Raw genomic sequence first — 20,872 nt, 5'->3', positions numbered from 1 at the left:
CTACCCGCTACAGAACATGAAGGCTCAGCCCGCCGCCGTGATGTCCAGCCCCGGCAGCATCGGCTGGGTTTGCTGCTGCGCGCTGCGCTGCAGCAGGGCCGCCACGTGGGCGCGCTGGCAGCTTTGCAGGCTGCACAACAGGCCGTGGTGCGGATCGGGAATGTGCCAGCGCCGCTGCAAATCGCTTTGCATGCGCAGCAGCAGGTGGGCCGTCATCTCGGCATCGGCCAGCGCGCGGTGGGCCTTGTCGGCCGGCGGCAGCTGCAGGTGGCGCACGATGCGGCCCAGCGAGTGGCTGGGCGCCTCGGGGTAGAGGCGGCGCGACAGCAGCACGGTGCAGGCAAAGGGCTGCGTGGCATCGCAGCCGGCGCGCTGCAGCTCATCCACCCAGAACTTGCGGTCGAAGGCCGCGTTGTGCGCCACCAGGGGCGTGCTGCCCACAAAGGCGGCGGCCTCGCGCATGACGTGGTCGGCCGGCGGCGCTGCGCGCAGCATGGCGCTGCTGATGCCGGTGAGCTGGGTGATGTTCCACGGCATGCTCTGCCCGGCATCCATCAGGCTCTGGAAACGGTCGACGATGCGCCCGCCCTCCACCAGCACGATGCCGACCTCGGCCGCGCGCGCGCCGTGGGCGGGGCTCATGCCCGTGGTTTCAAAGTCCAGGATGGCAATGCGTTGTTGCATGGTTTTTGATAGCTGTCTGTGCTGGTCCAGTCAGCACTTTAGCCCGATTGTGTGCCCAAATTTCGCAGCACGGCGCGCACGGGTGAGGCCTCGGCCTCCATCAGCTTCAGGGGCAGGGCGATGAGTTCGTAGTCGCCCTCGGGCACGGCGTCCAGCACCAGGTTTTCCAGCACGCGCAGCTGGCGCGTGCGTGCCACCTGGTGGCTGTGCAGCGCGTGGCTGTTGGCCGGGTCGATGCTGGCGGTGTCGATGCCGATCAGGCGCAGCCCCAGGTCCGCCAGGCGCGCCAGCACCTCGGGGGCGATGCCGCTGAGCTGGGGGTCCCAGCCCTGCGGTGCCTGCCGGTAGGTGCGCACCAGCAGGCGCGGCGGCAGGTCGGGCGTGATGGCGTGGGCCAGGTGCTGCCATTGCACCTGCGGCCCGCAGCCGATGGCATGCACCACGCGGCAGGGCCCCAGGTAGGGCGCCAGGTCCAGCGCGCCGGCGGCAGCGCCCTGTGCGTCGTAATGCAGCGGTGCATCGGCGTGCGTGCCCACGTGGGGCGACAGGCTGAGGGTGCTGAGGTTGACCACGCTGCCCTCGGCCATGCTGGCGCTCCAGCGTTGCTGATAGGGCGCATCCCCCGGATAGACGGGGCTGGCGCGGTGCACGGGGGCGGAAATGTCCCAGACGGACGGGGCGTTGGTGGTGGGCATGGTGCGGGCGGCTAGGGGGTTATTGCACCACAGCTGGGCCGTGGGGGCGTCTGGCGCGGCCTGCAGGCACTTGCCCTTTGAGGGTCGTGGGGTCACGGGGAGGCCGACATGCCGGGGTGGCCGGTGCAGGCCCAGCGCAGGCCGTGACGGCTCAGCGCGACCCGCGGGCTATGGCCAGCAGCAGGCCTAGGCTGACCAGCAGTCCGCCAAAGGCCCGGTCGATCCAGTGGCGCACGGCCAGCAGCCGCGCCCGCACTGCGCCGGCCGAAAAACACAGTGCCACCAGGCTGAACCACGCCGCATGGGCCAGCGCAATGAAGGCGCCATAGCCGATCTGCACCGCCAGCGGCGTGTCCGGCTGCACCACCTGCATGAACAGGCTGACGATGAACACGGTGGTCTTGGGGTTCAGCACATTCGTCAGAAAGCCCGTGCGCAGCGCGGCGGCATCCGACAGTGCCGCGGCGGCGTGGTCGGTCTGCGGGGTGCTGGCGCGGGTGCGCAGCATCTTCATGCCCAGGTAGATCAGGTAGGCGGCGCCGACCAGCTTGAGCACCTGGAACAGCACCATGGACTGCTGGATCAGCAGCCCCACGCCGACCAGGGTGTAGGTGACGTGGACCAGCACGCCCAGGGCGATGCCCAGCGCCGTTCCCACCCCGGCGCGGCGCGACAGCAGCAGGCTGTTGCGCGTGACCATGGCGAAATCCGGGCCGGGGCTGATGACGGCCAGCAAGGTGATGGTGATGACAGCTATCCATTCGGTCATGCTCTATCCTGTGAATCAATGCGAATGGCCTCCATGCTAAAAGGCTGAAACGGGATGGCATAACGATGATTTCTGACAAAGATGGTGAATTGGAATCACCAATCAACAGCGCCCGCCTGCCCTCGCTGCTGGCGCTGCGCTGCTTCGAGGCGGCGGCACGCCTGGAGCACTTCAGCCGCGCCGCCGACGAGTTGCACCTGACGCATGGCGCCGTCAGCCGTGCCGTGCGCCTGCTGGAGGAGGAGCTGGGCGTGGCCCTGTTCGAGCGCCGCAGCCGGCGCGTCTACCTCACCGACGCGGGGCGCACGCTGGCGCGGGCCGTGGGCCAGGGGCTGGATCTGATGCGCCAGGCGGTGGCGGAACTGCGCGCCAGCGCCCGCCAGCAGCGGCGCTGGGTGCTGTCGTGCGAGCCGACCCTGCTGATGCGCTGGCTGATTCCACGCTGGCCGGACTTCCAGGCCCGGCACCCGGGGGTGGAGGTGCACCTGGTTGCCGGGGGCGGGCCGTTTGCCTTTGGCAGCGGCATGGATCTGGCCATCCGCCGCAACGATTTCCCCTGGCCGCCCGGCTGCCATGCCGCGCCCCTGTTTGCGGAGCAGGTCGGGCCGGTCTGCCGCCCGGACAAGGTGGCGGCCTGGTTTGGCGTGGCACCGGCACAGGCGGGGTGCCCACCCGGTGTCCCCTGCCTGCATACGCGCACGCGGCCCGGGGCCTGGGCGCAGTGGGCCGCGGCGGCCGGCCAGCCCCTGCCCGAGGGGGCGGGGCAGACCTTCGAGCACTTCTACTTCAGCCTGCAGGCGGCCGTGGCGGGGCTGGGGGTGGCCATCGGCCCCTGGCACATGGTGCGCGACGACCTGGACAGCGGGGTGCTGGCGGCGCCGCTGGGCTTTGTCGAGGACGGATCGCGCTACTGCCTGCTGGCGCCGCAGCCCATCCAGCCCGGCAGCCTGCAGGCCGATCTGCTGGCGTGGTTGCGGGCCCAGGCCTAGCGCAGTGCAGTACGGCCCTGGGCTGTCGCAGCGGCGCGGCCGTCCGGGCTGCCGTGTGACTGTGCTCAGCGCCGCGCAGCGGACGGGGCCGCCCGCCGGCTTCAGCGGCGGTGCAGGCGCCAGTAGACCAGGGTCAGCACCAGCAGCCAGGGCAGGCCGAAGACCAGGGTCAGGCGGAAGGCGGGCGTGAACAAAGTGGTCAGCAGCACGGCGCCCATCAGGGTGGCACCCAGCAGCGTCAGCCAGGGGAAGCCCCACATGCGGAACGGCACGCGGTCGGCGCCTTCGCGGTCGCGGCGGCGGCGGAAGGCCAGGTGGGTGACGAACACCATGAACCACGCAAACATGGCGCCGAACATGGCGATCGACATCATCCACATGAAGGATTGCTCGGGCCAGAAGGCGTTGATCACCATGGCCACGGCGGCGCCCAGGCTGGACACCAGGATGGCGGCCACGGGCACGCCGCTGGCATTGGTCTGGCCGAAGCGGGCGGGCGCATGGCCGGCGCGCGCCAGGCTGAACATCATGCGCGAGGTGGTGTAGAGCTGGCTGTTCATGGCCGACAGGGCCGCCACCAGCACCACGAAGTTCAGTACCCCGGCGGCGTAGGGGATGTCGATGATCTCCATCACGCGCACAAACGGGCTGGTCTGGGTGGCGGCTTCGGTCCAGGGCACGATGGCCAGCATCAGCGCCAGGGTCAGCAGGTAGAACAGCACCAGGCGCAGCACGGTGGTCTTCATGGCGCGCTGCACGGCCTGCTGGGGGTGTTGCGCCTCGCCGGCGGCCACGGCAATCGCTTCCACGCCCAGGTAGCTGAACATGGCCACGATCACGCCCAGCCACATGCCCCACAGGCCCTTGGCCCAGAAGCCCCCGCCCAGCTGGTAGTTCTCCAGCCCGATGCCGGGAATCCGCGCCCCGAAGACCACGTAGCTGCCGATCAGCACAAAGGCCACGATGGCCGCGACCTTGATGGCCGAGAACAGGTACTCGGCCGCGCCATAGACCTTCACGCTGCGCAGGTTGATGCCGATCAGCAGGGCCGAGAATACGCCCACCCAGATCCACTGCGGCACCTGCGGGAACCAGTAGGCCATGTAGATGCCGACGGCGGTGACCTCCATGCCCACGGCCAGCACCAGCGCGGCCCAGTAGGCATAGCGCACCACAAAGCCGGCCAGCGGACCCAGGTAGTACTCGGCATAGGCGCCGAACGAGCCCGAGGTGGGGTGGGCCACGGTCATCTCACCCAGGCAGCCGATCAGCAGCAGGGCGATGAAGGCGCCGATGGCATAGCTGACCAGCACGGCCGGGCCGGCAAAGCCGATGGCGAAGGCGCTGCCCATGAACAGACCGGTGCCCACGGCGCCACCAATGGCGATCATCACCATCTGCGCGCTGGTCAGGTGTTGTTGCAAGCCGGTTTCGCGGCGTTGGATGTCGTGGAAATCGGCCATGCGCCAGCTCCGTCCTGTGTTCAAGCAAAGCCTGCAAGTATCGGCGTTATCGCGCCTGGCGATGGTGCTGCTCGCGGATTTCCGCAGTCGGCACTGGGGGTGCGTCAATGCGCCTGGGGGTAGGCGTAGCGCCCCGGCGTCAGCGCGTGGTGGGCTTTGAAGCTGCGCTGCAGGTGGGCCTGGTCGGCAAAGCCCATGGCGTGGGCGGCGTCGGCCAGCGCCACGCCCTGGGCCAGCAGGTGGCGCGCGCCGTTCAGGCGCAGGTTCAAGCGGTAGGCGCCGGGCGTCACCCCGGTGGCGGCCTTGAAGTGGCGGATGAAACGCGAGGGGCTCATGCCACCGGCGGCGGCCAGGTCCTGCACGCTGGGGGCCGCGTCCGGGTGCTGGTGCAGGCACTGCAGGGCCTGTTGCACCGCCGGTTCCCCCATCGCCGGCGCCGGGCCGGGGCGGGCATGGCACAGCTGGTTGGCGTGCAGCCATTGCAGCAGCTGCGCGGTCCAGCCCGCAGCGTCGCCTGCGACCAGGGCCTGGCACAGCCGCTGCATGGTGGCGGTGCTGGTGGCGCTGCGCAGGTGACGTTGCACAAACTGCAGGCCGTCCACACCCAGTTGGTCGTGCAGCCACCCGGCCTGCACATACAGCATGCGGTAGGACCAGCGCGTGGGCTGCGCCGGGTTGCAGGCGTGCCAGATGCCGGGCTCGATCAGCACCACATCCCCCGGGACCAGGGCCTGTGGCCCCTGCGGGTGCTGGAACTGGGCCGTGCCGGCGTCCACCAGGCCGAACGAATACTCGGCATGCATGTGCAGCCGGTAGCAGTGGGACGACTGGCGGCTGGTGCGCAGTTCGGCCCAGGGCAGGGCCGGGTGGCGGTGGAACTGGTGCACGGGCGCGGTCATGGGCGCCATCATGCCAGCATGCCCAGCACGCTGACCACCACCAGCAGCGCCGCCAGCGCGCGGTGCAGCCATTGCTGGCGCTGCGGCGTGCGCAGCCACTGCGTGAGCACGCGGCCCAGCACCGCCCAGCAGCCCACGCCCACGAGGCAGGCGAGCAGGGAGATGGCGCACAGGGCCAGCAGGGCGCCGGGCCCGGACGCCGATGCGGGCAGGGCGAACACGCCGACGGCCGACAGGGCAAACAGCCAGGCCTTGGGGTTGAGGGTCTGGATCGCGACCCCCTGGACAAAGGACGGCCACAGCGCGAGGGCATGGTGCCCCGTGGCGGGGCCGGGGTGGTCGGCCGGTGCCCGCGCCAGCTTCCAGGCCAGCCACAGCAGGTAGGCGGCGCACAGGGCTTGTGCGGCGTCGGCCCAGCGTGGCAGCGCCTGCGTCAGCTGGCTGGCAAACAGCCCCATGCCCGCGACGATCAGCGCATAGCTGAGGCTGGCGCCCAGCACATACAGCAGCGCTGCCAGGCGCAGGCCCTGGCTGCCGTGGCGCAATGCCAGCACGTTGACCGGTCCGGGGGTGACGGCGCCCACCAGGGCAAAGCTGGCCATGGCCAGCAGCGTGGGCAACAGGGGGAAGGTGGATGGCAGGTTCACAGCCCGGCACTGTGCCGGGGTGTGGCGGCCGTGTATTGAACGCAATTGCGCCGAGCGGGGTGTTACAGGTCGCCCGCGTTGTCGCTCAGGGTCTGTTCCATGCACAGCACCGCCACCAGCAAGCCACCGACGATGAGTCCACTGGCAATCAGCATCCACAAGGTGAACATGGCAGCCTCCGCTGGGGAGTGGGCGATGTGGGCAGTGTGCGCCTGCCGCGTGTCCCTTGTCTGCGCGTGGCCTGCCTGAGGTGCTGCAGGCCAGGAGATTACATAGTCTTACAGTAATCCGCGCTCCAGCGCCGGCAGGCCATGGCGCAGGCGCACACGGTTGCAGGCATCAGAGCCGGCGGCGAATTCTCGGCAGGGCGAGGGGCGCCACTCGTAGATGCCGCAGGCAGCCTGCTCCCCGACCTTGCCCGTCAGCGCGGCGCAACGCGGCCGGGCATGGTCGGTGCCGCGCATGCGGCAGGTGAAGTCGGTGACCGCATCGATCAGGCCGCGCGGCACGCGCCCGCCGTTCTCTTCGGATTCGTAGACCGAAAAATCGACACGGAACGAGGCGCAGCAAGCGCCGCAGGACAGGCAGGGGTGGGTCATGGGCGCGTCAGAAGGCCGGGAGCTGCGCATTGTCTCCGGGAAATGCGGTGCCCTACAGGGCGCCGGGGCAATCGGGGTAAAGTCCCTTGGCGGAAGTCTGGTTCATGCCGCGGACTTGGACGGCGGGGGTGTCAGAAAGACAATAAGAATCAAAATCAATTAAAACTCGTATGCACACTTCTTCTTCGGCAGCACCGGCACCGGTGGCTGCGTCTGCGCGCCCGGGTGGTTCTGCCGCCCTGGTCAGTCTGGATTCTCTGGCCTTGCGGGTGCCTGCCCGTGTGGTGGACTGGGCCCCGGCCACCACCGAGCACGAGCAAGGCCTGCTGCTGCGCCTGATGGAAATCGGCTTTCTGCCTGGAGAGTCGGTGCGCGTGGTGTCCGCCGGCTTCCCCGGGGCCGATCCCTTGGCAGTGCGCATCGGGCAGGCCACATTTGCCCTGCGTCGCCATGAGGCGTCGATGGTGCTGGTACAGCCGGAGGCCAACGCATGAACGCGCGTGAATCGACGGTGCACCTGGGGCGTGCCGCCACGCCCAGCGACGCGGCCCCCCTGCGCGCAGCGCTGCTGGGCAACCCCAACTGCGGCAAGACCGCCTTGTTCAACCTGCTGACAGGCGCGCGCCAGAAAGTGGCGAACTACGCCGGCGTGACCGTGGAGCGCAAGGAGGGCTGGCTGACCACGCCCGGCAAGCGTCGCGTGCGCCTGCTGGACCTGCCGGGCACCTACAGCCTGGATGCCCACAGCGAGGACGAGCGCATCACCCGCGACATCGTCACCGGCGAACATGCCCGCGAGGCCCCGCCCGAGTTGCTGGTCTGTGTGACCGATGCCACTCACCTGCGGCTGAACCTGCGCCTGGTGCTGGAAGCCCGCGCGCTGGGGCTGCCCATGCTGCTGGTGCTGAACATGAGCGACATGGCGCGGCGCCAGGGGCTGCAGATCGACACGGCCCAGCTCAGCGCCCTGCTGGGTGTGCCGGTGGTCGAGAGCGTGGGCGTGCACCAGGCCGGGGCCAGGGACTTGCTGGCCTGGCTGGACAGCGAGGCCGCGCACCGCCTGCAGCCGCCGGTGGCGGACCCCCGCTTTCCCATCGAGGTGGGGCGCAACACGCGCGAGCAGTTGCTGGCCCTGCACCAGCAGGTGGCCCAGATCATGCAGGCAACGGTGCAGGAGCCGGCGCAGCCAACCCAGCGCGATGACCGCATCGATGCCGTGGTGCTGCACCCGCTGTGGGGCACGCTGCTGCTGCTGGTGACCCTGTTCCTGATCTTCCAGGCCGTGTTCAGCTGGGCCGAGCCCCTGATGGACGGCATCGAAGGCAGCGTGGCCTTTGCGGGCGAGTGGCTGTCGGGTGCCATGCCGGAAGGGGTGCTGCGCAGCCTGCTGGTGGATGGCGTGATTGCCGGCACGGGCTCGGTGCTGGTGTTCCTGCCGCAGATCCTGATTCTGTTCTTCTTCATCCTGGTGCTCGAGGACTCGGGCTACCTGCCGCGCGCGGCGTTCCTGCTGGACCGCATCATGGGCACGGTGGGGCTGTCCGGGCGCTCCTTCATCCCCTTGCTGTCCAGCTTTGCGTGTGCGGTGCCGGGCATCATGGCCACGCGCTCCATCCCCAGCTGGCGCGACCGCCTGCTGACCATCATGATCGCGCCGCTGATGACCTGCTCGGCGCGCCTGCCGGTGTATGCGCTGCTGATTGCGGCCTTCATCCCGGACCAGACAGTGGCCGGCGTGTTCAACCTGCAGGGGCTGGTGCTGTTTGCGCTGTACATCGGCGGCATCCTCAGCGCCATGGCCGTGGCCTGGGTGGCCAAGTTGGGGCGCAGCAACCTTGCCCGCACCCCGCTGCTGATGGAGCTGCCGGCCTACCGCTGGCCCAGCGTGCGCAGCCTGGTCATCGGCCTGTACGAGCGCGCCATGATCTTCCTGCGCCGCGTGGGCGGCATCATTCTGACGGTCAGCATCGTGCTGTGGTTCCTGGCCAGCTACCCCGGGGCGCCCGAGGGCATCACCGAAGGGGCGATCCGCTACAGCTACGCCGGCCAGATCGGCCATTGGCTGCAAATGGTGCTGGCGCCCATCGGCTTCAACTGGCAGATTGCGATCGCCCTGGTGCCGGCCATGGCGGCGCGCGAAGTCGCGGTCAGCGCCCTGGGCACGGTCTATGCGCTGTCGGCCACCGGCGATGATGTGGCCGAACAGCTGGGCACGCTGATTGCGCACAGTTGGTCGCTGGCCACGGCCCTGTCGGTGCTGGTGTGGTTCGTGTTTGCGCCGCACTGCATTTCCACGCTGGCCATGGTCAAGCGCGAGACCAACGGCTGGCGCTACCCTCTGATCATGGCGGGCTATCTGTTCGGTCTGGCCTATCTGGCCAGTTTTGTGACCTACCGCATCGCCGTGGCGCTGGGTTGGGGTTGAACGAAAGGAACGCGGGTATGTGGCAAGAATGGATCGTGGGCGTGGTCGTGGCGCTGGCCGCGGTGTCCCTGCTGTGGCGTTACCTGCCGCGGCGCTGGCGCCAGCACGCCGGGCGCTGGGTGCCGGCCCTGGCCCCGGTGGCCAGCAAGTCGGCGGGCTGCGGGGGCTGCAGCGGCTGCGAGGGGGAGCGTTGTGCTCCGGCGGTGAAAAAGCCCTGAGGCAGGCGCCGGCCAGTAGCCGGTGGTGACGTACCCAGCCCACCGAAGGCCTGGGGTGCTGTCAGCGCCCCAGGCCTTGCTTGTTTCTGCGCGGTGCAGTCGGGGCGAAGGTGGCTCAGCCCGCTTCCTGCCAGCGTGTGATCTCGTCTTCGGTCAGGGGCGGCAGGTCGAACTTGGCGCGGGTGTCGTGGCAGCCATACGAGGCGAACGGAAAGTCCCGGCACGGGCGCGAGCGCTGTTCGTAGATCGTGCAGCCGATGCAGTCATTGCCCAGGTCCCCCAGGGCCACGCAGCGCACGGGGTGGCGTTCCGTGCCGTTCATGCGGGCGCGGTTGCCGTTCACTTCGTGGGCCAGGTGGTCGGGCACGGTGCCGCCCATGGATTGCAGCTCGTAGATGGAAAACTCGACGCGGTAGTTCTGGCAGCAGACGCCGCACTTCAGGCAAGGGTGGATGGCTTCGGACATGGTGGGGAAGCGGGGGCTCGGGGTGTTCTTCGATAGGCAGGCAATGGGCAAGGGCGCACGGCACGGGGTGCCCCTGCGCAGGCGGGCGGTGTGGCAGCAAGCAAGACACAGGCCCGCCCACGGCAGGCGCAAGGCGTGCAGTGGGCGAAATGGGCAACGAGGCCCTAGGTGTGACCGAGGAGGTAGCGCGGCGTCTTCAGCAGGTGGCTGCAGGCGATGGCGTGCAGGGCACTGCGGCGGCGGGACATGCGGCGCAGATCCAGGCTGCGGCTGCCGCTGACGGAGCAAGAGAAGGGTTGTTGCGCCCGCAGCCGCATCACGGTGCTGCGGGGCTTGAATAAAAAAAGAGCTGCCAGCGCTGATCCTGCTTGGCTTTTCACACGAAAGATGTGTGAAAGCTTTTGCAGGCGCGCGCAAGCAGCTCCTGTTTTGGTGAGTGGCGTGCAGAACCTGTTCAGAGCATGCATCGCTTCACTCACCGGGTGGGCCATGGGCGTGGGGCGTCAGCCGGGCTGCTGGCCCAGCAGCAGGTACTCCATGAGCGCCTTTTGCACGTGCATGCGGTTTTCGGCCTCATCCCAGACCACGGACTGCGGGCCGTCGATGACGTCGGCTTCCACCTCTTCGCCGCGGTGGGCGGGCAGGCAGTGCATGAACAGGGCTTGCGGCTGGGCGGCGGCCATCATTTCGGCATCCACGCACCAGTCGGCAAAGGCTTTGCGGCGCTCCTCGTTCTCGGCCTCGTAGCCCATGCTGGTCCACACGTCGGTGGTGACCAGGTCGGCGCCCTGGCAGGCGGCAAGCGGATCCTTGAACACCTTGTAGCAGCCGGGGTTGACGGGCTTGCCGTTGAAGGCCAGCTGCTCGTCCACCTCGTAGCCACCGGGCGTGCTGACATGGACGGTGAAGCCCAGCAGGTCGGCCGCCTGCAGCCAGGTGTTGGCCATGTTGTTGCCATCGCCCACCCAGGCCACCACCTTGCCCTGGATGGGGCCGCGGTGCTCGATGAAGGTGAAGATGTCGGCCAGGATCTGGCAGGGGTGGAATTCGTTGGTCAGGCCGTTGATCACGGGCACGCGCGAGTGGGCCGCGAAGCGCTCGATCTTGTCCTGGCCGAAAGTGCGGATCATCACCAGGTCGGTCATGCGGCTGATGACGCGCGCGCTGTCCTCGATGGGCTCGGCACGGCCCAACTGGCTGTCGCCCGTGGTCAGGTGGACCACGGAGCCGCCCAGTTGGTACATGCCGGCCTCGAAGCTGACGCGCGTGCGCGTGCTGGCCTTCTCGAAGATCATGGCCAGCGTGCGGTCGCTGAGCGTGTGGTGCTTTTCGTAGTTCTTGAACTTCTTCTTGATCAGCGCCGCGCGCGCCAGCAGGTAGGCGTACTCGTCGGCGGTGAAGTCACTGAATTGCAGGTAATGCTTCATGCGGGATTCCTTGGGTTCAGGCGGCCAGCAGGGCTTGGACCAGGGGCTTGAGCTTGGTGACGATCTCGTCGGCTTCGGCCTGGCTCAGGATCAGCGGCGGCACGATGCGGATCACGGTGTCCGAGGTCACGCTGATCAGCAGGCCGGCTTCGGCCGCTTCGCCAATCAGCTGGCCGCAGGGCTTGGTCAGCTCCACGCCAATCATCAGGCCCTGGCCGCGCACTTCGACAAAGCCTTCCAGGCTGCTCAGGGCGGCGTGCAGCTGGGCCTTCAGGTAGTTCCCCACTTCGGTGGCGTGTGCCAGCAGGCCGTCCTCTTCCATGATGCGGATGGTTTCCACACCGGCGCGCATGGCCAGCGGGTTGCCGCCGAAGGTGGAGCCGTGGTTGCCCGCCTTGAGCACTTCGGCCGCCTTGTTGTGCGCCACCACGGCGCCGATGGGCACGCCCGAGCCCAGGCCCTTGGCCAGGGTCATCACGTCTGGCACGATGCCGGCCCACTGGTGGGCAAACCACTTGCCGGTGCGGCCCATGCCGGCCTGCACCTCGTCCATGATCAGCAGCCAGCCCTTGGCATCGCACAGCGCGCGCACCTGCTTCAGGTACTCGGCGCGCATGGGGTGCAGGCCACCTTCGCCCTGGATGGGCTCCATCATCACGGCGACGATGTTGGGATTGCCTTCGGTGGCTTCCACCAGCGCCTGGTAGTCGTTGGGGGCCACGCGGGTGAAGCCCTCCAGCAGCGCACCAAAGCCATTGCGCACCTTGGGGTTGGCCGTGGCCGACATGGTGGCGATGGAGCGGCCGTGGAAGGCGTGGTCATAGACCACGATCTCGGGTTTAGCAATGCCCTGGTCCACGCCGTACTTGCGGGCGATCTTGATGGCGGCCTCGTTGGCTTCCAGGCCGGTGCTGCAGAAGAACACATTGGTCATGCCCGCGCGGTCGGTCAGCAGCTTGGCCAGGGTTTCCTGGCCGGGCACGTGGTAGTAGTTGCTGGTGTGGATCAGCTTGGCGATCTGGTCCTGCAGGGCCGGCACCAGCTTGGGGTGGTTGTGGCCCAGGGTGTTGACGGCGATGCCGCCCAGTGCGTCCAGGTATTCCTTGCCGTTCACATCCCACACGCGGCAGCCTCGGCCTCGCTCCAGCGCGATCGGTACGCGGCCGTAGGTGGGCATAACGTGGGGCGAGGCAGCCTCAATGTGAGCGGTCATGAATACATCTCCTGACATGGCAGTCGTGGCACAACTTTTGCGAGCTTTCGCAAAAGACAAACGTCGATTCTAGGGCCCTGCAAGTAGTACCGCGTGGACTGTTTCCATATTTGGAAAACTGCAGGGTTGGCAATTCCGTGCGTCACGCCCATGTCTTGTATAAGAGTTAGAATCGCACCGTCGGTGTTCAGGCGGTGATCCCGTGGCGCACCTTTTCTTACGCAGATGTATCTTGATGGTTTCCCCAAGCTCCAAAGAATTGTTCATCCAAGGCCTGACCTTGGAGGGAAAAACCTTTCGCCCCAGTGACTGGGCCGAGCGTTTGGCGGGGGTGATGAGCCAGTTTCGTCCCGGTGGCGCCCATCGCGGCAGCCACCTGGGCTATTCGCCATGGTGCACCCCCACCACCATGAATGGCGTCAAGTGCATCGTCGTCCACCGCGACCTGCAGGCCCATGAGCCCATGGCCTGGGATTTCGTGCTGAATTTCGCCCGGGACAACCACCTGCAGGTGGTCGAGGCCTGTCTGATCCCCGACGAGGCGCCTGGTCGCAAGGGCTGATCGTGGTGGGGGCGTTGGCGCCGTGCATATGAAGGCTTCCGAAGGGAAGCTTTTTTTGTTTCTGCGGCCTCAATGCGTTGGCGGTGCGCTGCCCAGCAGGCGGGTCTGGCGCCAGTGGCCCCAGAGGTAGTAGGCCAGGGACAGCAGCAGGGACGCCAGGGCGCTGAGCGGGAAGCTCCACCACAGCGCCTCAAGCCCCCACAGTGGTTGCAGCCCCCAGGCCAGGGGCAGGCGCACGCCCCACAGGGCCACGGCCAGGATGGCCAGCGGCACCAGCACCGCGCCCGTGGCACGCACCACGCCGGCCAGCACGCCGCTGATGCCCAGCAGCACGAACGAGCCCAGCACGATGCGGTTGAGGTGGCGCGCCGGCTCCAGGGCGGCGCTGCCATCGGGCAGGAACAGGGCCAGCACCGGGCGGTCAAAGACCAGGACCAGGGCCACGCAGGCCCCGGTCAGCAGCAGGTGGCAGGCAATCCCGGCATGCGCCGTGCGCGCCACGCGCGGCCAGTGCCCGGCGCCCACGTTCTGTGCGGCGATGGTGGTGCAGGCCGAGGCCACGGCAATCGCTGGCATCTGCACATAGGCCCACAGTTGCAGGGCCGCGCTGTACGCGGCCGAAGCCTGGGCGCCGTGGGCGTTGACCAGGCCCAGCATCAGCACCAGGGACAGCGCCACCAGCAGCATCTGCAGGCCCATGGGCAGGCCCTTGGCGACCAGGCAGTGCACCAGCGCGGGATCAGGCCGCAGGCGGTGACCCTTGCGCCAGCCATGCCACAGCGGCACGCGCCGCCAGCGCAGCCAGGCCAGCAGCCCCGCCAGACCCAGGCTGTTGGCCACCAGGGTGGCCAGGGCCGAGCCGGCCATGCCCCAGGCGGGCAGCGGGCCAGCGCCGAAGATGAACAGAGGATTGAGCGCAGCATCGCCCAGGGCCACGGCCAGCAGGGCGATGAAGGGCGTGCGGCTGTCCCCCGTGCCGCGCAGCACGGCGGCGACAAAGATCAGCAGCAGCATGGGGGGCAGCGCCAGAAAGAGCACCCGCAGGTAGTCCACGGCCAGGGCGGTGGTGGCGGGCTCGGCGCCCATGGCGCGCAGCAGCGGGGCAGCCAGCGGCCAACCCAGGGTGGCCATCAGCAGGGCCGCACTCAGAAACAGGCTGGCGCTGGTGCCCGTGGTGCGCCGCGCCAGCGCCCAGTCGCCCGCGCCCACGGCCTGGGCGACCAGCAGGTTGGTGGCCTGGCTGATGCCGAAGACCAGGGCGATCAGCACGAACAGCAGGTTGTTGGCGTGCACCGCCGCCGACAACGCGGCCTCGCCCAGGTGGCGACCTATCCAGAAGGCGTTGACCGAGGTGTTGAGCGACTGCAGCACGTAGCCGCCCCACAGGGGCAGGGCAAAACGCAGCAGGGCGCGGCCGATCGGGCCGTGGGTCAGCAGGCGGGACATGACAAAGCGGGAAGCCGGTGGCGTCCGTCACCCCAAGAAAAAACCCCGCGCGACAGCGGTCGGCGGGGTGGCACCGGCAGGGCCGGTGTGTGGGGTGGAGGCAATCAGAGTGCCTGCATTTCCTTGTTCAGCTGCGTGGGGTGCTGGGCCGCAGCCGGAGCGGCAGGGGCAGCCACTGGTGCCTCGGCCTTCTGGCCCACGGTCAGTGGCACGTCTAGGTAGGGCAGCTTCAGCGCCGAGCTGGTCATGCGGCGGATCTCGTTGGTGTAGGCAGCGTCTTCGTTGATCTTGCGACCGTACGAGGGCACGATCTGCTGGATGTGGGCCTTCCACTCGGCGCTGGCCATCTGCTCGGGGAAGGACTTCTTGAGCAGGTTCAGCATGATGTGGGGGGCGGTCGAGGCACCGGGCGAAGCACCCAGCAGGGCGGCGATGCTGCCGTCTTCGGAGCCTACGATCTCGGTGCCGAACTGCAGCACGGCGCCCTTTTCGGGGTCACGCTTGATGATCTGCACGCGCTGGCCGGCGGTGATCAGCTTCCAGTCCTCGCGCTTGGCGTGCGGGAAGTACTGCTGCAGCACCTGCTGGCGGTCTTCGTCAGTCAGCTCTGCCTGTTGCAGCAGGTACTGCACCAGGTCCAGGTTGTGGATGCCCACGCGCAGCATGCCCATCAGGTTGTCGTGGTTGACCGAGGAGAACAGGTCCCACCAGGAGCCGTTCTTGAGGAATTTGGTCGTGGCCAGGGCGAAGGGGCCAAACAGCACCACGGGCTTGCCGTCGAGCTGGCGGGCGTCCAGGTGGGGCACGGACATCGGGGGCGAACCGGTGGAGGCAATGCCATAGGCCTTGACGTCGTGGCGGGTGGTCAGCTCGGGGTTCTCGATGGCCAGGAACTGGCCGCCCACGGGGAAGCCGGCGTAGTTCTTGGACTCAGGGATGCCCGAGGCCTGCAGCAGCTTGAGCGCGGCGCCACCGGCGCCCACGAACACGAACTTGGCCTTGACGGTCTTTTCCTGGCGATTGTTGGCCAGGTCGGCCACGGTCACGTTCCAAGTCTTGTCGGCGTTCTGGCGCAGGGCGGTCACTTCGCTTTGCAGGTGCAGCTGGAAGTTGTCCGTCTTCTGCAGCGAGGCCATCAACTGCTGGGTCCAGGCGCCGTGGTTCACGTCGGTGCCCAAGGGCATGTAGGTGGCGGCGATCTTCTGGGCCGGGTCGCGGCCTTCGATCATCAGCGGGGCCCACTGCTTGATCTTGGCGTGGTCCTCGGAATACTCCATGCCATAGAACAGGGGATGCTGCACCATGGCTTGCTGGCGCTTCTTCAGGAATTCGATGTTGTCGTCACCCCAAACAAAGCTCATGTGGGCTGTGGGGTTCACGAAGGTCTCGGGCGACTGCAGGTGGCCGCGGCCGACCTGGTGGGCCCAGAACTGGCGCGTCACCTCAAACTGTTCGGCAATGCCCACGGCACGCTTGGTCTCCACGCTGCCGTCGGGCAACTGGGGGGTGTAGTTCAGTTCGGCAAAACCCGAGTGGCCGGTGCCGGCGTTGTTCCAGCCGTTCGAGCTTTCCAGGGCCACGCCGTCCAGGCGCTCGAAGACCTCGATTTTCCAGTTGGGTTGCAGCTCCTGCAGGTAGGTGGCCAGCGTGGCGCTCATGGCGCCGGCACCCACCATCACCACATCGACGGGTTGCTCGTTCTCGGGCTTGGGCACGGAGCGGGGGAACAGCGGCCAGGATAAAAACAACAGTGCGGCCAGGACCAGGGTCGAGACGAACCCCAGTCCTATTTGGATGGATCTTTTCATGATTTTTAGAGGCTGAGCGACTAAAAAAGCCTGCGCACAGGGGGGGGGCAGGCTTTTGCGATGGGAGAGAAGGCGTGCTGCTATAGGTCCTATAGAAGACACAAGACTTTTCAGCCTCGGATTATCAAGGAATGATCAAAATTTGATGCTAATCAATTGGTATTAGTACCTATGTGATAGGTCGTTTCGGCGTTGTGCATGGCGTGCGCGGTGCGGCTCCGGGGCATGCATCGGACGCGGAAACAAAAAAACCGCCCTGAGGCGGTTCTTTTGTTTCGCTGGCAGCGCACCCGAAGCAAACGGCGGAAGGCTGTGCCTTCCGGGCGATGCCTAAGGTTAATTAGGCGGCAGTGGCCAGGGCCTTGACCTTGGCGGACAGACGGCTCTTGTCGCGAGCGGCCTTGTTCTTGTGGAAGATGCCCTTGTCGGCGATCGAGTCGACCACAGCTTGCATCTTTGCAAACAGTTCGGTGGCCTTCACCTTGTCGCCGGCCAGCACGGCCTTCTCGACATTCTTCACCACGGTGCGGTACTTCGAACGCAGCGAAGTGTTGGCTGCGTTCAGCTTGACGTTCTGGCGTGCGCGCTTGCGGCCGGAGGCCAGGCGGGGGTTCTTTTTGGCTTTGGTTGCCATGATGTATTCCTTGTGTTGTCTGGGGATGATGCCAGCGAAGCCCGCGATTATAGCAATGCTTGGGCGCTTGTGCAGGATGGCTGTGTTGACCGGAAATGGTGCACCGGATTTCAACTTGGTGCACTTGCGCACCAAGTTGGGTTGAAAGCGGTGTGGCGGGCTGCAGGCCAGCGCCGCGCGGCTGTTGCAAGTTTGTGTGCCCTGCCACACTTTGTCGCGGGTGGGCGTGGCTACACTGGGCGGGTGTCGTTATTCAAAGCCGCCTCCACTGTTTCGTTGCTGACTCTGGCCTCGCGGGTCACGGGTCTGGTCCGTGACCTCATCATGGCCTCCATGTTCGGCGCCAATGCGCTGACCGATGCCTTCAACGTTGCCTTCCGCATTCCCAACCTGTTTCGCCGCCTGTTTGCCGAGGGGGCATTCAGCCAGGCTTTCATTCCGGTGCTGGCAACCACCAAGACCCAGGATGGGGAGGAGCGCACGCGCGCCCTGGTGGCGAATGTGGCGACGGTGCTGTTCTGGGTGCTGCTGCTGACCTGCGTGGTCGGTGTGGCCGGGGCCCCGGTGCTGGTGTGGCTGCTCGCCAGCGGGCTGGATGGTAGCCACGCGCACGAGGCCGCGGTGCTGATGACGCGCTGGATGTTCCCGTACATCGGCTTCATGTCGCTGGTGGCGCTGTGCGCCGGTGTGCTCAACACCTGGAAGCAGTTTGCCGTGCCGGCGGCCACGCCGGTGCTGCTCAATGTCTGCATGATCGCGGCGGCGGTGCTGCTGGCCCCCTGGATGGGGCGCCACGGCCTGGAGCCCATTTATGCCATGGCGGCGGGGGTGATGCTGGGCGGTGTGCTGCAGCTGGCGGTGCAGCTGCCCGTGCTGAAAAAACTGGGCTTGCTGCCACGCATCGGTCTGTCGCCGGTGGCCGTGCGTGCAGCCTGGCGCGATGGTGGGGTGCGCCGCATCCTGGCGCTGATGGCACCGGCCCTGCTGGGGGTGGGTGTGGCCCAGGTCAGCCTGATGATCAATACGCAGATCGCGTCCTACCTCACCCCGGGCAGTGTGACCTGGCTGTTCTATGCCGACCGTTTGATGGAATTTCCCACAGCGCTGCTGGGGGTGGCGCTGGGCGTGGTGCTGACGCCGCAGCTGGCCTCGGCCAAGGCAGCGGGTGATGCGCAGCGCTACTCCGGCATGCTGGATTGGGGCCTGCGCCTGGTGGTGCTGCTGGCGGTGCCATCGGCCGTGGCCCTGCTGACCTTTGCCGAACCGCTGGTGGCCACGCTGTTCCACCGCGGCGCGCTGCAGGGCAGCGATGTGTCGCAGATTGCCGTGGCGCTGATCGGATACGGTGCCGGCCTGCTGGGGCTGGTGGCCATCAAGGTGTTGGCACCGGGCTACTTTGCCAGCCAGGACATGCGCACGCCGGTCAAGATCGCCATGGCGGTGTTGGTGCTGACGCAGATTTTGAATGTGGTGCTGGTGCCATGGCTGGCCCATGCAGGCCTGGCGCTGTCGATCGGTTTGGCAGCGCTGGTGAATGCACTGTGGCTGCTGATTGGGCTGCTGCGCCGTGGCGCCTACCAGCCGGGCCCGGGCTGGGTCAAGTATGGGCTGCAGGTGCTGGCGGCATCCGCCTTGCTGGGGGCCTTTTTGCTGTGGGGCCAAGGGCATTGGAACTGGCAGGCGCTGGGCGCGCACGAGTGGCAGCGCGCGGGCCTGATGGCGCTGATGCTGGGCGGTGCGGGCGTGGTGTACTTCGGGGTGCTGCTGGCGACCGGCTTGCGCGTGCGCACTCTGCTGCGCCGCTGAGGCGGGCGGTGCAACTGCCGTGGGTGAGGCTTTGCAAATCGCGCTAGAGTGCGGCCCATGTCGCTGAACTTTGAAGCCCCCAGTGCCCTGGAGCATTTTCGCTGTCTGGTGCGTGAGGACCTGGATTTGCCGCTGCTGGAAGCCGCGGCCAGTCTGGCGCTCGATGCCGAGCCGGCGCTGGACCTGCAGGATGTGCTGTTCCAGGTCGACAGCCTGGCTGCCCGCCTGCGGTCCGCGTTGCCGCAGGGCGCCAGTGCGCTGCAGCGCACCGTGGTGCTGAACGAGTTCTTCTACGACAAGCTGGGCTTTGGCGTGAACGCCAACGATTTTGCCGACCCGGCCAACAGCTTTGTGCACCGCGTGCTGGCCACGCGCAAGGGCATCCCGATCTCCCTGGCCGTGCTGTGGCTGGAGCTGGCCACCGCCATCGGCCTGAAGGCGCAGGGCATTTCCTTCCCCGGGCATTTCCTGATCAAGGTGCACGTGGACGAGGGCCTGATCATCCAGGATCCGTTGACGGGCCGTGGCCTGACCCAGGACGCCCTGCAGGAGCGGCTGGAGCCTTTTCGCGAAGGCTGGGGGCTGGCGCAGGACGAGATGGCGCCGCTGCACCTGTTCCTGGTGCCAGCCAGCGGCCGTGAAATTCTGGAGCGCATGCTGCGCAACCTGCAGACCATCCATGCCCAGGCCGAGGATGCTCCGCAACTGCTGGCAGTGCTGCACCGGCTGATCGTGCTGCGCCCGCAGGAATACAGCCACTACCGGGACCGGGGGCTGGTGCTGGCGCAACTGGGGCAGCGGGACGCGGCCTTGCAGGACCTGCAGACCTATGTGCGCCATGCCCCGGCGCCGCAGGATCTGCCGCTGATCGAGGCGCGCATCGAGCTGTTGCGCGCCGAGCCCTGAGCGCCTGTCGGGCGAGTGTGGTTTCACGCCTGGCGCCGAAGGAATAAAAAACAGAGCGTCCAGCGCTCTGTTTTTCTATGTTTCGATGCGAAATCGATGGGAAAGCCGTTGTCAATCAGCGCAGGCTGCTCTTTATTTCAGACCAGCCGTGCGGCTTCCAGTTCCTTCTTCAGGTAGGCGTAGAACAGCGGGGCTGCCACCAGACCGGCCGGGCCGAAGACCGATTCGGCAATGAACATCACCGACAGCAGCTCCCACACGGCCATGTGGGTGCGCTGGCCAACCACCTTGGCGTTGATCACGTATTCGGCCTTGTGGATCAGGATCAGAAAGCCCAGGCAGACGGCGGCGGCCACGGGCGAGACGGACAGGCCCACCACCGTCAGCACCACGTTGCAAAACAGGTTGCCGACGATGGGGATCAGGCCCGCCACAAAGGTCAGCAGGATCAGCGCCGGCGTATACGGCAGCGCGATGTCAAAGGTGGGCAGGACCAGCAGCAGGAACAGGGCGGTCAGCGTGGTGTTGAACAGCGCAATCCAGAACTGCGCGGCCACGATCTGGCGGAAGGCCTCGCCCAGCAGCATGACGCGGCGCTGCAGCGCCTGCGTCAGCGGTGCCCGGGGTACCAGGCGCGGGCGCACGGCCGCCAGCGCACCGATCAGCAGGCCCACGTAGGCGTGCAGCAGGCCGCCCAGCCAGGCCTTGCCGGCCGAGGCCAGGGCGCCGGCCTTGGTGGCCAGGTAGGTGGCGATCGTCTGCTGGATCTCGGCCGAGCCCTGGGGCAGCAGGGCGCCCAGGTCATTGGGCAGCTTCTGGCGCAGCTCCAGCACGGTGTTGGCCAGGTAGTCCAGCAGCTCCTTGTACTGGTGCGGAATGTCGGTCAGGTAGCCGCGCGAATGCGTCAGGGCAATCGCAATCCACAGCAGCGGCCCCAGGATCACCAGGGTGGCAGCCGTCGCCTGGGCCCAGCGGTCCGGGATCGGCCCGGGCGGGCGCCGGTCGATGCGCGCCAGCAGGGTGGACAGGGCACGCGTCAACAAAAAGCCCAGGCATGCGCACAGCAGCCCGGGCAGAAGCTTTTGCCACATGACCAGCAGCAGCGTGCAGGCCATGAGCAGGTAACTGGCGATCATCACACCGCGGGACGGCGTTACGGGGGACTGACAAACGGTCGGAAGTTGGTGCTGGTTCCCCATGGATGATCGCTCTGGAT

The 20,872-nt window shown here is 67.3% G+C and carries 22 protein-coding genes; 7 read left to right on the top strand and 15 right to left on the bottom strand.

Annotated features, from left to right (window positions below):
• Positions 1-24: 24 nt before the first annotated feature.
• The 3 genes from CA2_RS06390 to CA2_RS06380 all read right to left on the bottom strand — a co-directional run bounded on the left by CA2_RS06390 (position 25) and on the right by CA2_RS06380 (position 2,148).
• Complete coding sequence (locus CA2_RS06390; RefSeq protein ID WP_042414049.1) at positions 25-684, bottom strand: 3'-5' exonuclease; 660 nt, start codon at positions 682-684, stop codon at positions 25-27.
• A gap of 38 nt (positions 685-722) precedes the next feature.
• Complete coding sequence (kynB, locus tag CA2_RS06385; protein ID WP_042414046.1) at positions 723-1,379, bottom strand: arylformamidase; 657 nt, start codon at positions 1,377-1,379, stop codon at positions 723-725.
• A gap of 151 nt (positions 1,380-1,530) precedes the next feature.
• Positions 1,531-2,148 (bottom strand): LysE family translocator, encoded by a 618-nt coding sequence (locus CA2_RS06380; protein ID WP_042414043.1) that lies wholly within the window; start codon positions 2,146-2,148, stop codon positions 1,531-1,533.
• A gap of 65 nt (positions 2,149-2,213) precedes the next feature.
• Here CA2_RS06380 and CA2_RS06375 point away from each other — a divergent pair, with 65 nt between their 5' ends.
• The gene (locus CA2_RS06375) at positions 2,214-3,137 is read left to right on the top strand and encodes a LysR family transcriptional regulator (protein WP_042414039.1); all 924 of its coding nucleotides are present in this window, start codon (positions 2,214-2,216) and stop codon (positions 3,135-3,137) included.
• Positions 3,138-3,238: 101 nt separating this feature from the next.
• On the opposite strand, the gene CA2_RS06370 is transcribed toward CA2_RS06375, so the two are convergent.
• The 4 genes from CA2_RS06370 to CA2_RS06355 form a co-directional block, all read right to left on the bottom strand.
• Positions 3,239-4,600: an amino acid permease gene (locus CA2_RS06370; RefSeq protein ID WP_042414037.1), complete on the bottom strand. Its 1,362-nt coding sequence runs from the start codon at positions 4,598-4,600 to the stop codon at positions 3,239-3,241.
• A gap of 104 nt (positions 4,601-4,704) precedes the next feature.
• The gene (locus CA2_RS06365; protein WP_042414215.1) at positions 4,705-5,499 is read right to left on the bottom strand and encodes an AraC family transcriptional regulator; all 795 of its coding nucleotides are present in this window, start codon (positions 5,497-5,499) and stop codon (positions 4,705-4,707) included.
• A gap of 8 nt (positions 5,500-5,507) precedes the next feature.
• Complete coding sequence (locus CA2_RS06360; protein WP_245620898.1) at positions 5,508-6,146, bottom strand: LysE family translocator; 639 nt, start codon at positions 6,144-6,146, stop codon at positions 5,508-5,510.
• Between the two features lie 278 nt (positions 6,147-6,424).
• Positions 6,425-6,745, bottom strand: coding sequence for a YkgJ family cysteine cluster protein (locus CA2_RS06355; RefSeq protein ID WP_042414034.1), 321 nt, complete (start codon positions 6,743-6,745; stop codon positions 6,425-6,427).
• Positions 6,746-6,915: 170 nt separating this feature from the next.
• On the opposite strand from CA2_RS06355, the gene CA2_RS06350 reads away from it, so the two are divergent.
• Genes CA2_RS06350 through CA2_RS06340 form a run of 3 tightly spaced genes read left to right on the top strand, consistent with a single transcriptional unit; the run spans position 6,916 to position 9,388 of the window.
• Positions 6,916-7,239: a FeoA family protein gene (locus CA2_RS06350; protein ID WP_042414031.1), complete on the top strand. Its 324-nt coding sequence runs from the start codon at positions 6,916-6,918 to the stop codon at positions 7,237-7,239.
• Complete coding sequence (gene feoB, locus CA2_RS06345) at positions 7,236-9,170, top strand: ferrous iron transporter B (RefSeq protein ID WP_042414030.1); 1,935 nt, start codon at positions 7,236-7,238, stop codon at positions 9,168-9,170. Before CA2_RS06350 ends, feoB begins: the two co-directional genes overlap by 4 nt.
• A 17-nt stretch (positions 9,171-9,187) precedes the next feature.
• Complete coding sequence (locus CA2_RS06340) at positions 9,188-9,388, top strand: hypothetical protein (protein ID WP_042414028.1); 201 nt, start codon at positions 9,188-9,190, stop codon at positions 9,386-9,388.
• A 115-nt stretch (positions 9,389-9,503) separates the two neighbouring features.
• Here the strand turns inward: CA2_RS06340 and CA2_RS06335 are convergent, their stop codons facing one another.
• The 4 genes from CA2_RS06335 to CA2_RS06325 form a co-directional block, all read right to left on the bottom strand.
• Positions 9,504-9,854: a YkgJ family cysteine cluster protein gene (locus tag CA2_RS06335; RefSeq protein ID WP_042414025.1), complete on the bottom strand. Its 351-nt coding sequence runs from the start codon at positions 9,852-9,854 to the stop codon at positions 9,504-9,506.
• Between the two features lie 164 nt (positions 9,855-10,018).
• A complete protein-coding gene (locus tag CA2_RS17940) occupies positions 10,019-10,345 on the bottom strand; it encodes a hypothetical protein (RefSeq protein ID WP_156105972.1) in 327 nt (108 codons plus the stop codon).
• Between the two features lie 12 nt (positions 10,346-10,357).
• Complete coding sequence (gene argF / locus CA2_RS06330; protein ID WP_042414024.1) at positions 10,358-11,281, bottom strand: ornithine carbamoyltransferase; 924 nt, start codon at positions 11,279-11,281, stop codon at positions 10,358-10,360.
• Between the two features lie 16 nt (positions 11,282-11,297).
• On the bottom strand, positions 11,298-12,494 hold the full coding sequence (locus CA2_RS06325; protein ID WP_042414020.1) for an aspartate aminotransferase family protein: 1,197 nt from the start codon (positions 12,492-12,494) through the stop codon (positions 11,298-11,300).
• Between the two features lie 235 nt (positions 12,495-12,729).
• Between CA2_RS06325 and CA2_RS06320 the strand changes: the two genes are divergently transcribed.
• Positions 12,730-13,056: a DUF3579 domain-containing protein gene (locus CA2_RS06320; RefSeq protein WP_042414017.1), complete on the top strand. Its 327-nt coding sequence runs from the start codon at positions 12,730-12,732 to the stop codon at positions 13,054-13,056.
• Positions 13,057-13,125: 69 nt separating this feature from the next.
• Here CA2_RS06320 and CA2_RS06315 read toward each other — a convergent pair whose 3' ends face one another.
• The 3 genes from CA2_RS06315 to rpsT form a co-directional block, all read right to left on the bottom strand.
• Positions 13,126-14,502 (bottom strand): MATE family efflux transporter, encoded by a 1,377-nt coding sequence (locus CA2_RS06315; RefSeq protein WP_042414013.1) that lies wholly within the window; start codon positions 14,500-14,502, stop codon positions 13,126-13,128.
• A 104-nt stretch (positions 14,503-14,606) separates the two neighbouring features.
• Entirely contained in the window at positions 14,607-16,310 is a 1,704-nt protein-coding gene (gene mqo / locus CA2_RS06310; RefSeq protein WP_042414011.1) for a malate dehydrogenase (quinone), read from the bottom strand.
• 340 nt (positions 16,311-16,650) lie between these two features.
• Positions 16,651-16,944, bottom strand: coding sequence for a 30S ribosomal protein S20 (rpsT, locus tag CA2_RS06305; protein WP_042414209.1), 294 nt, complete (start codon positions 16,942-16,944; stop codon positions 16,651-16,653).
• Between the two features lie 243 nt (positions 16,945-17,187).
• Here rpsT and murJ point away from each other — a divergent pair, with 243 nt between their 5' ends.
• Both murJ and CA2_RS06295 read left to right on the top strand, forming a co-directional pair.
• Positions 17,188-18,750, top strand: a complete 1,563-nt coding sequence (gene murJ, locus CA2_RS06300; protein WP_042414008.1) for a murein biosynthesis integral membrane protein MurJ — start codon at positions 17,188-17,190, stop codon at positions 18,748-18,750.
• Positions 18,751-18,807: 57 nt separating this feature from the next.
• On the top strand, positions 18,808-19,656 hold the full coding sequence (locus tag CA2_RS06295; RefSeq protein ID WP_042414005.1) for a SirB1 family protein: 849 nt from the start codon (positions 18,808-18,810) through the stop codon (positions 19,654-19,656).
• A 137-nt stretch (positions 19,657-19,793) separates the two neighbouring features.
• Here the strand turns inward: CA2_RS06295 and CA2_RS06290 are convergent, their stop codons facing one another.
• On the bottom strand, positions 19,794-20,855 hold the full coding sequence (locus tag CA2_RS06290; RefSeq protein ID WP_042414002.1) for an AI-2E family transporter: 1,062 nt from the start codon (positions 20,853-20,855) through the stop codon (positions 19,794-19,796).
• Positions 20,856-20,872: the final 17 nt, after the last annotated feature.

The organism is Comamonas aquatica NBRC 14918, assembly GCF_000739875.1.
GTDB classification, from domain to species: domain Bacteria; phylum Pseudomonadota; class Gammaproteobacteria; order Burkholderiales; family Burkholderiaceae_C; genus Comamonas; species Comamonas aquatica.
Note: the sequence above shows the minus strand (reverse complement) of the source record. Positions and strands in the feature narration are given on the sequence as shown.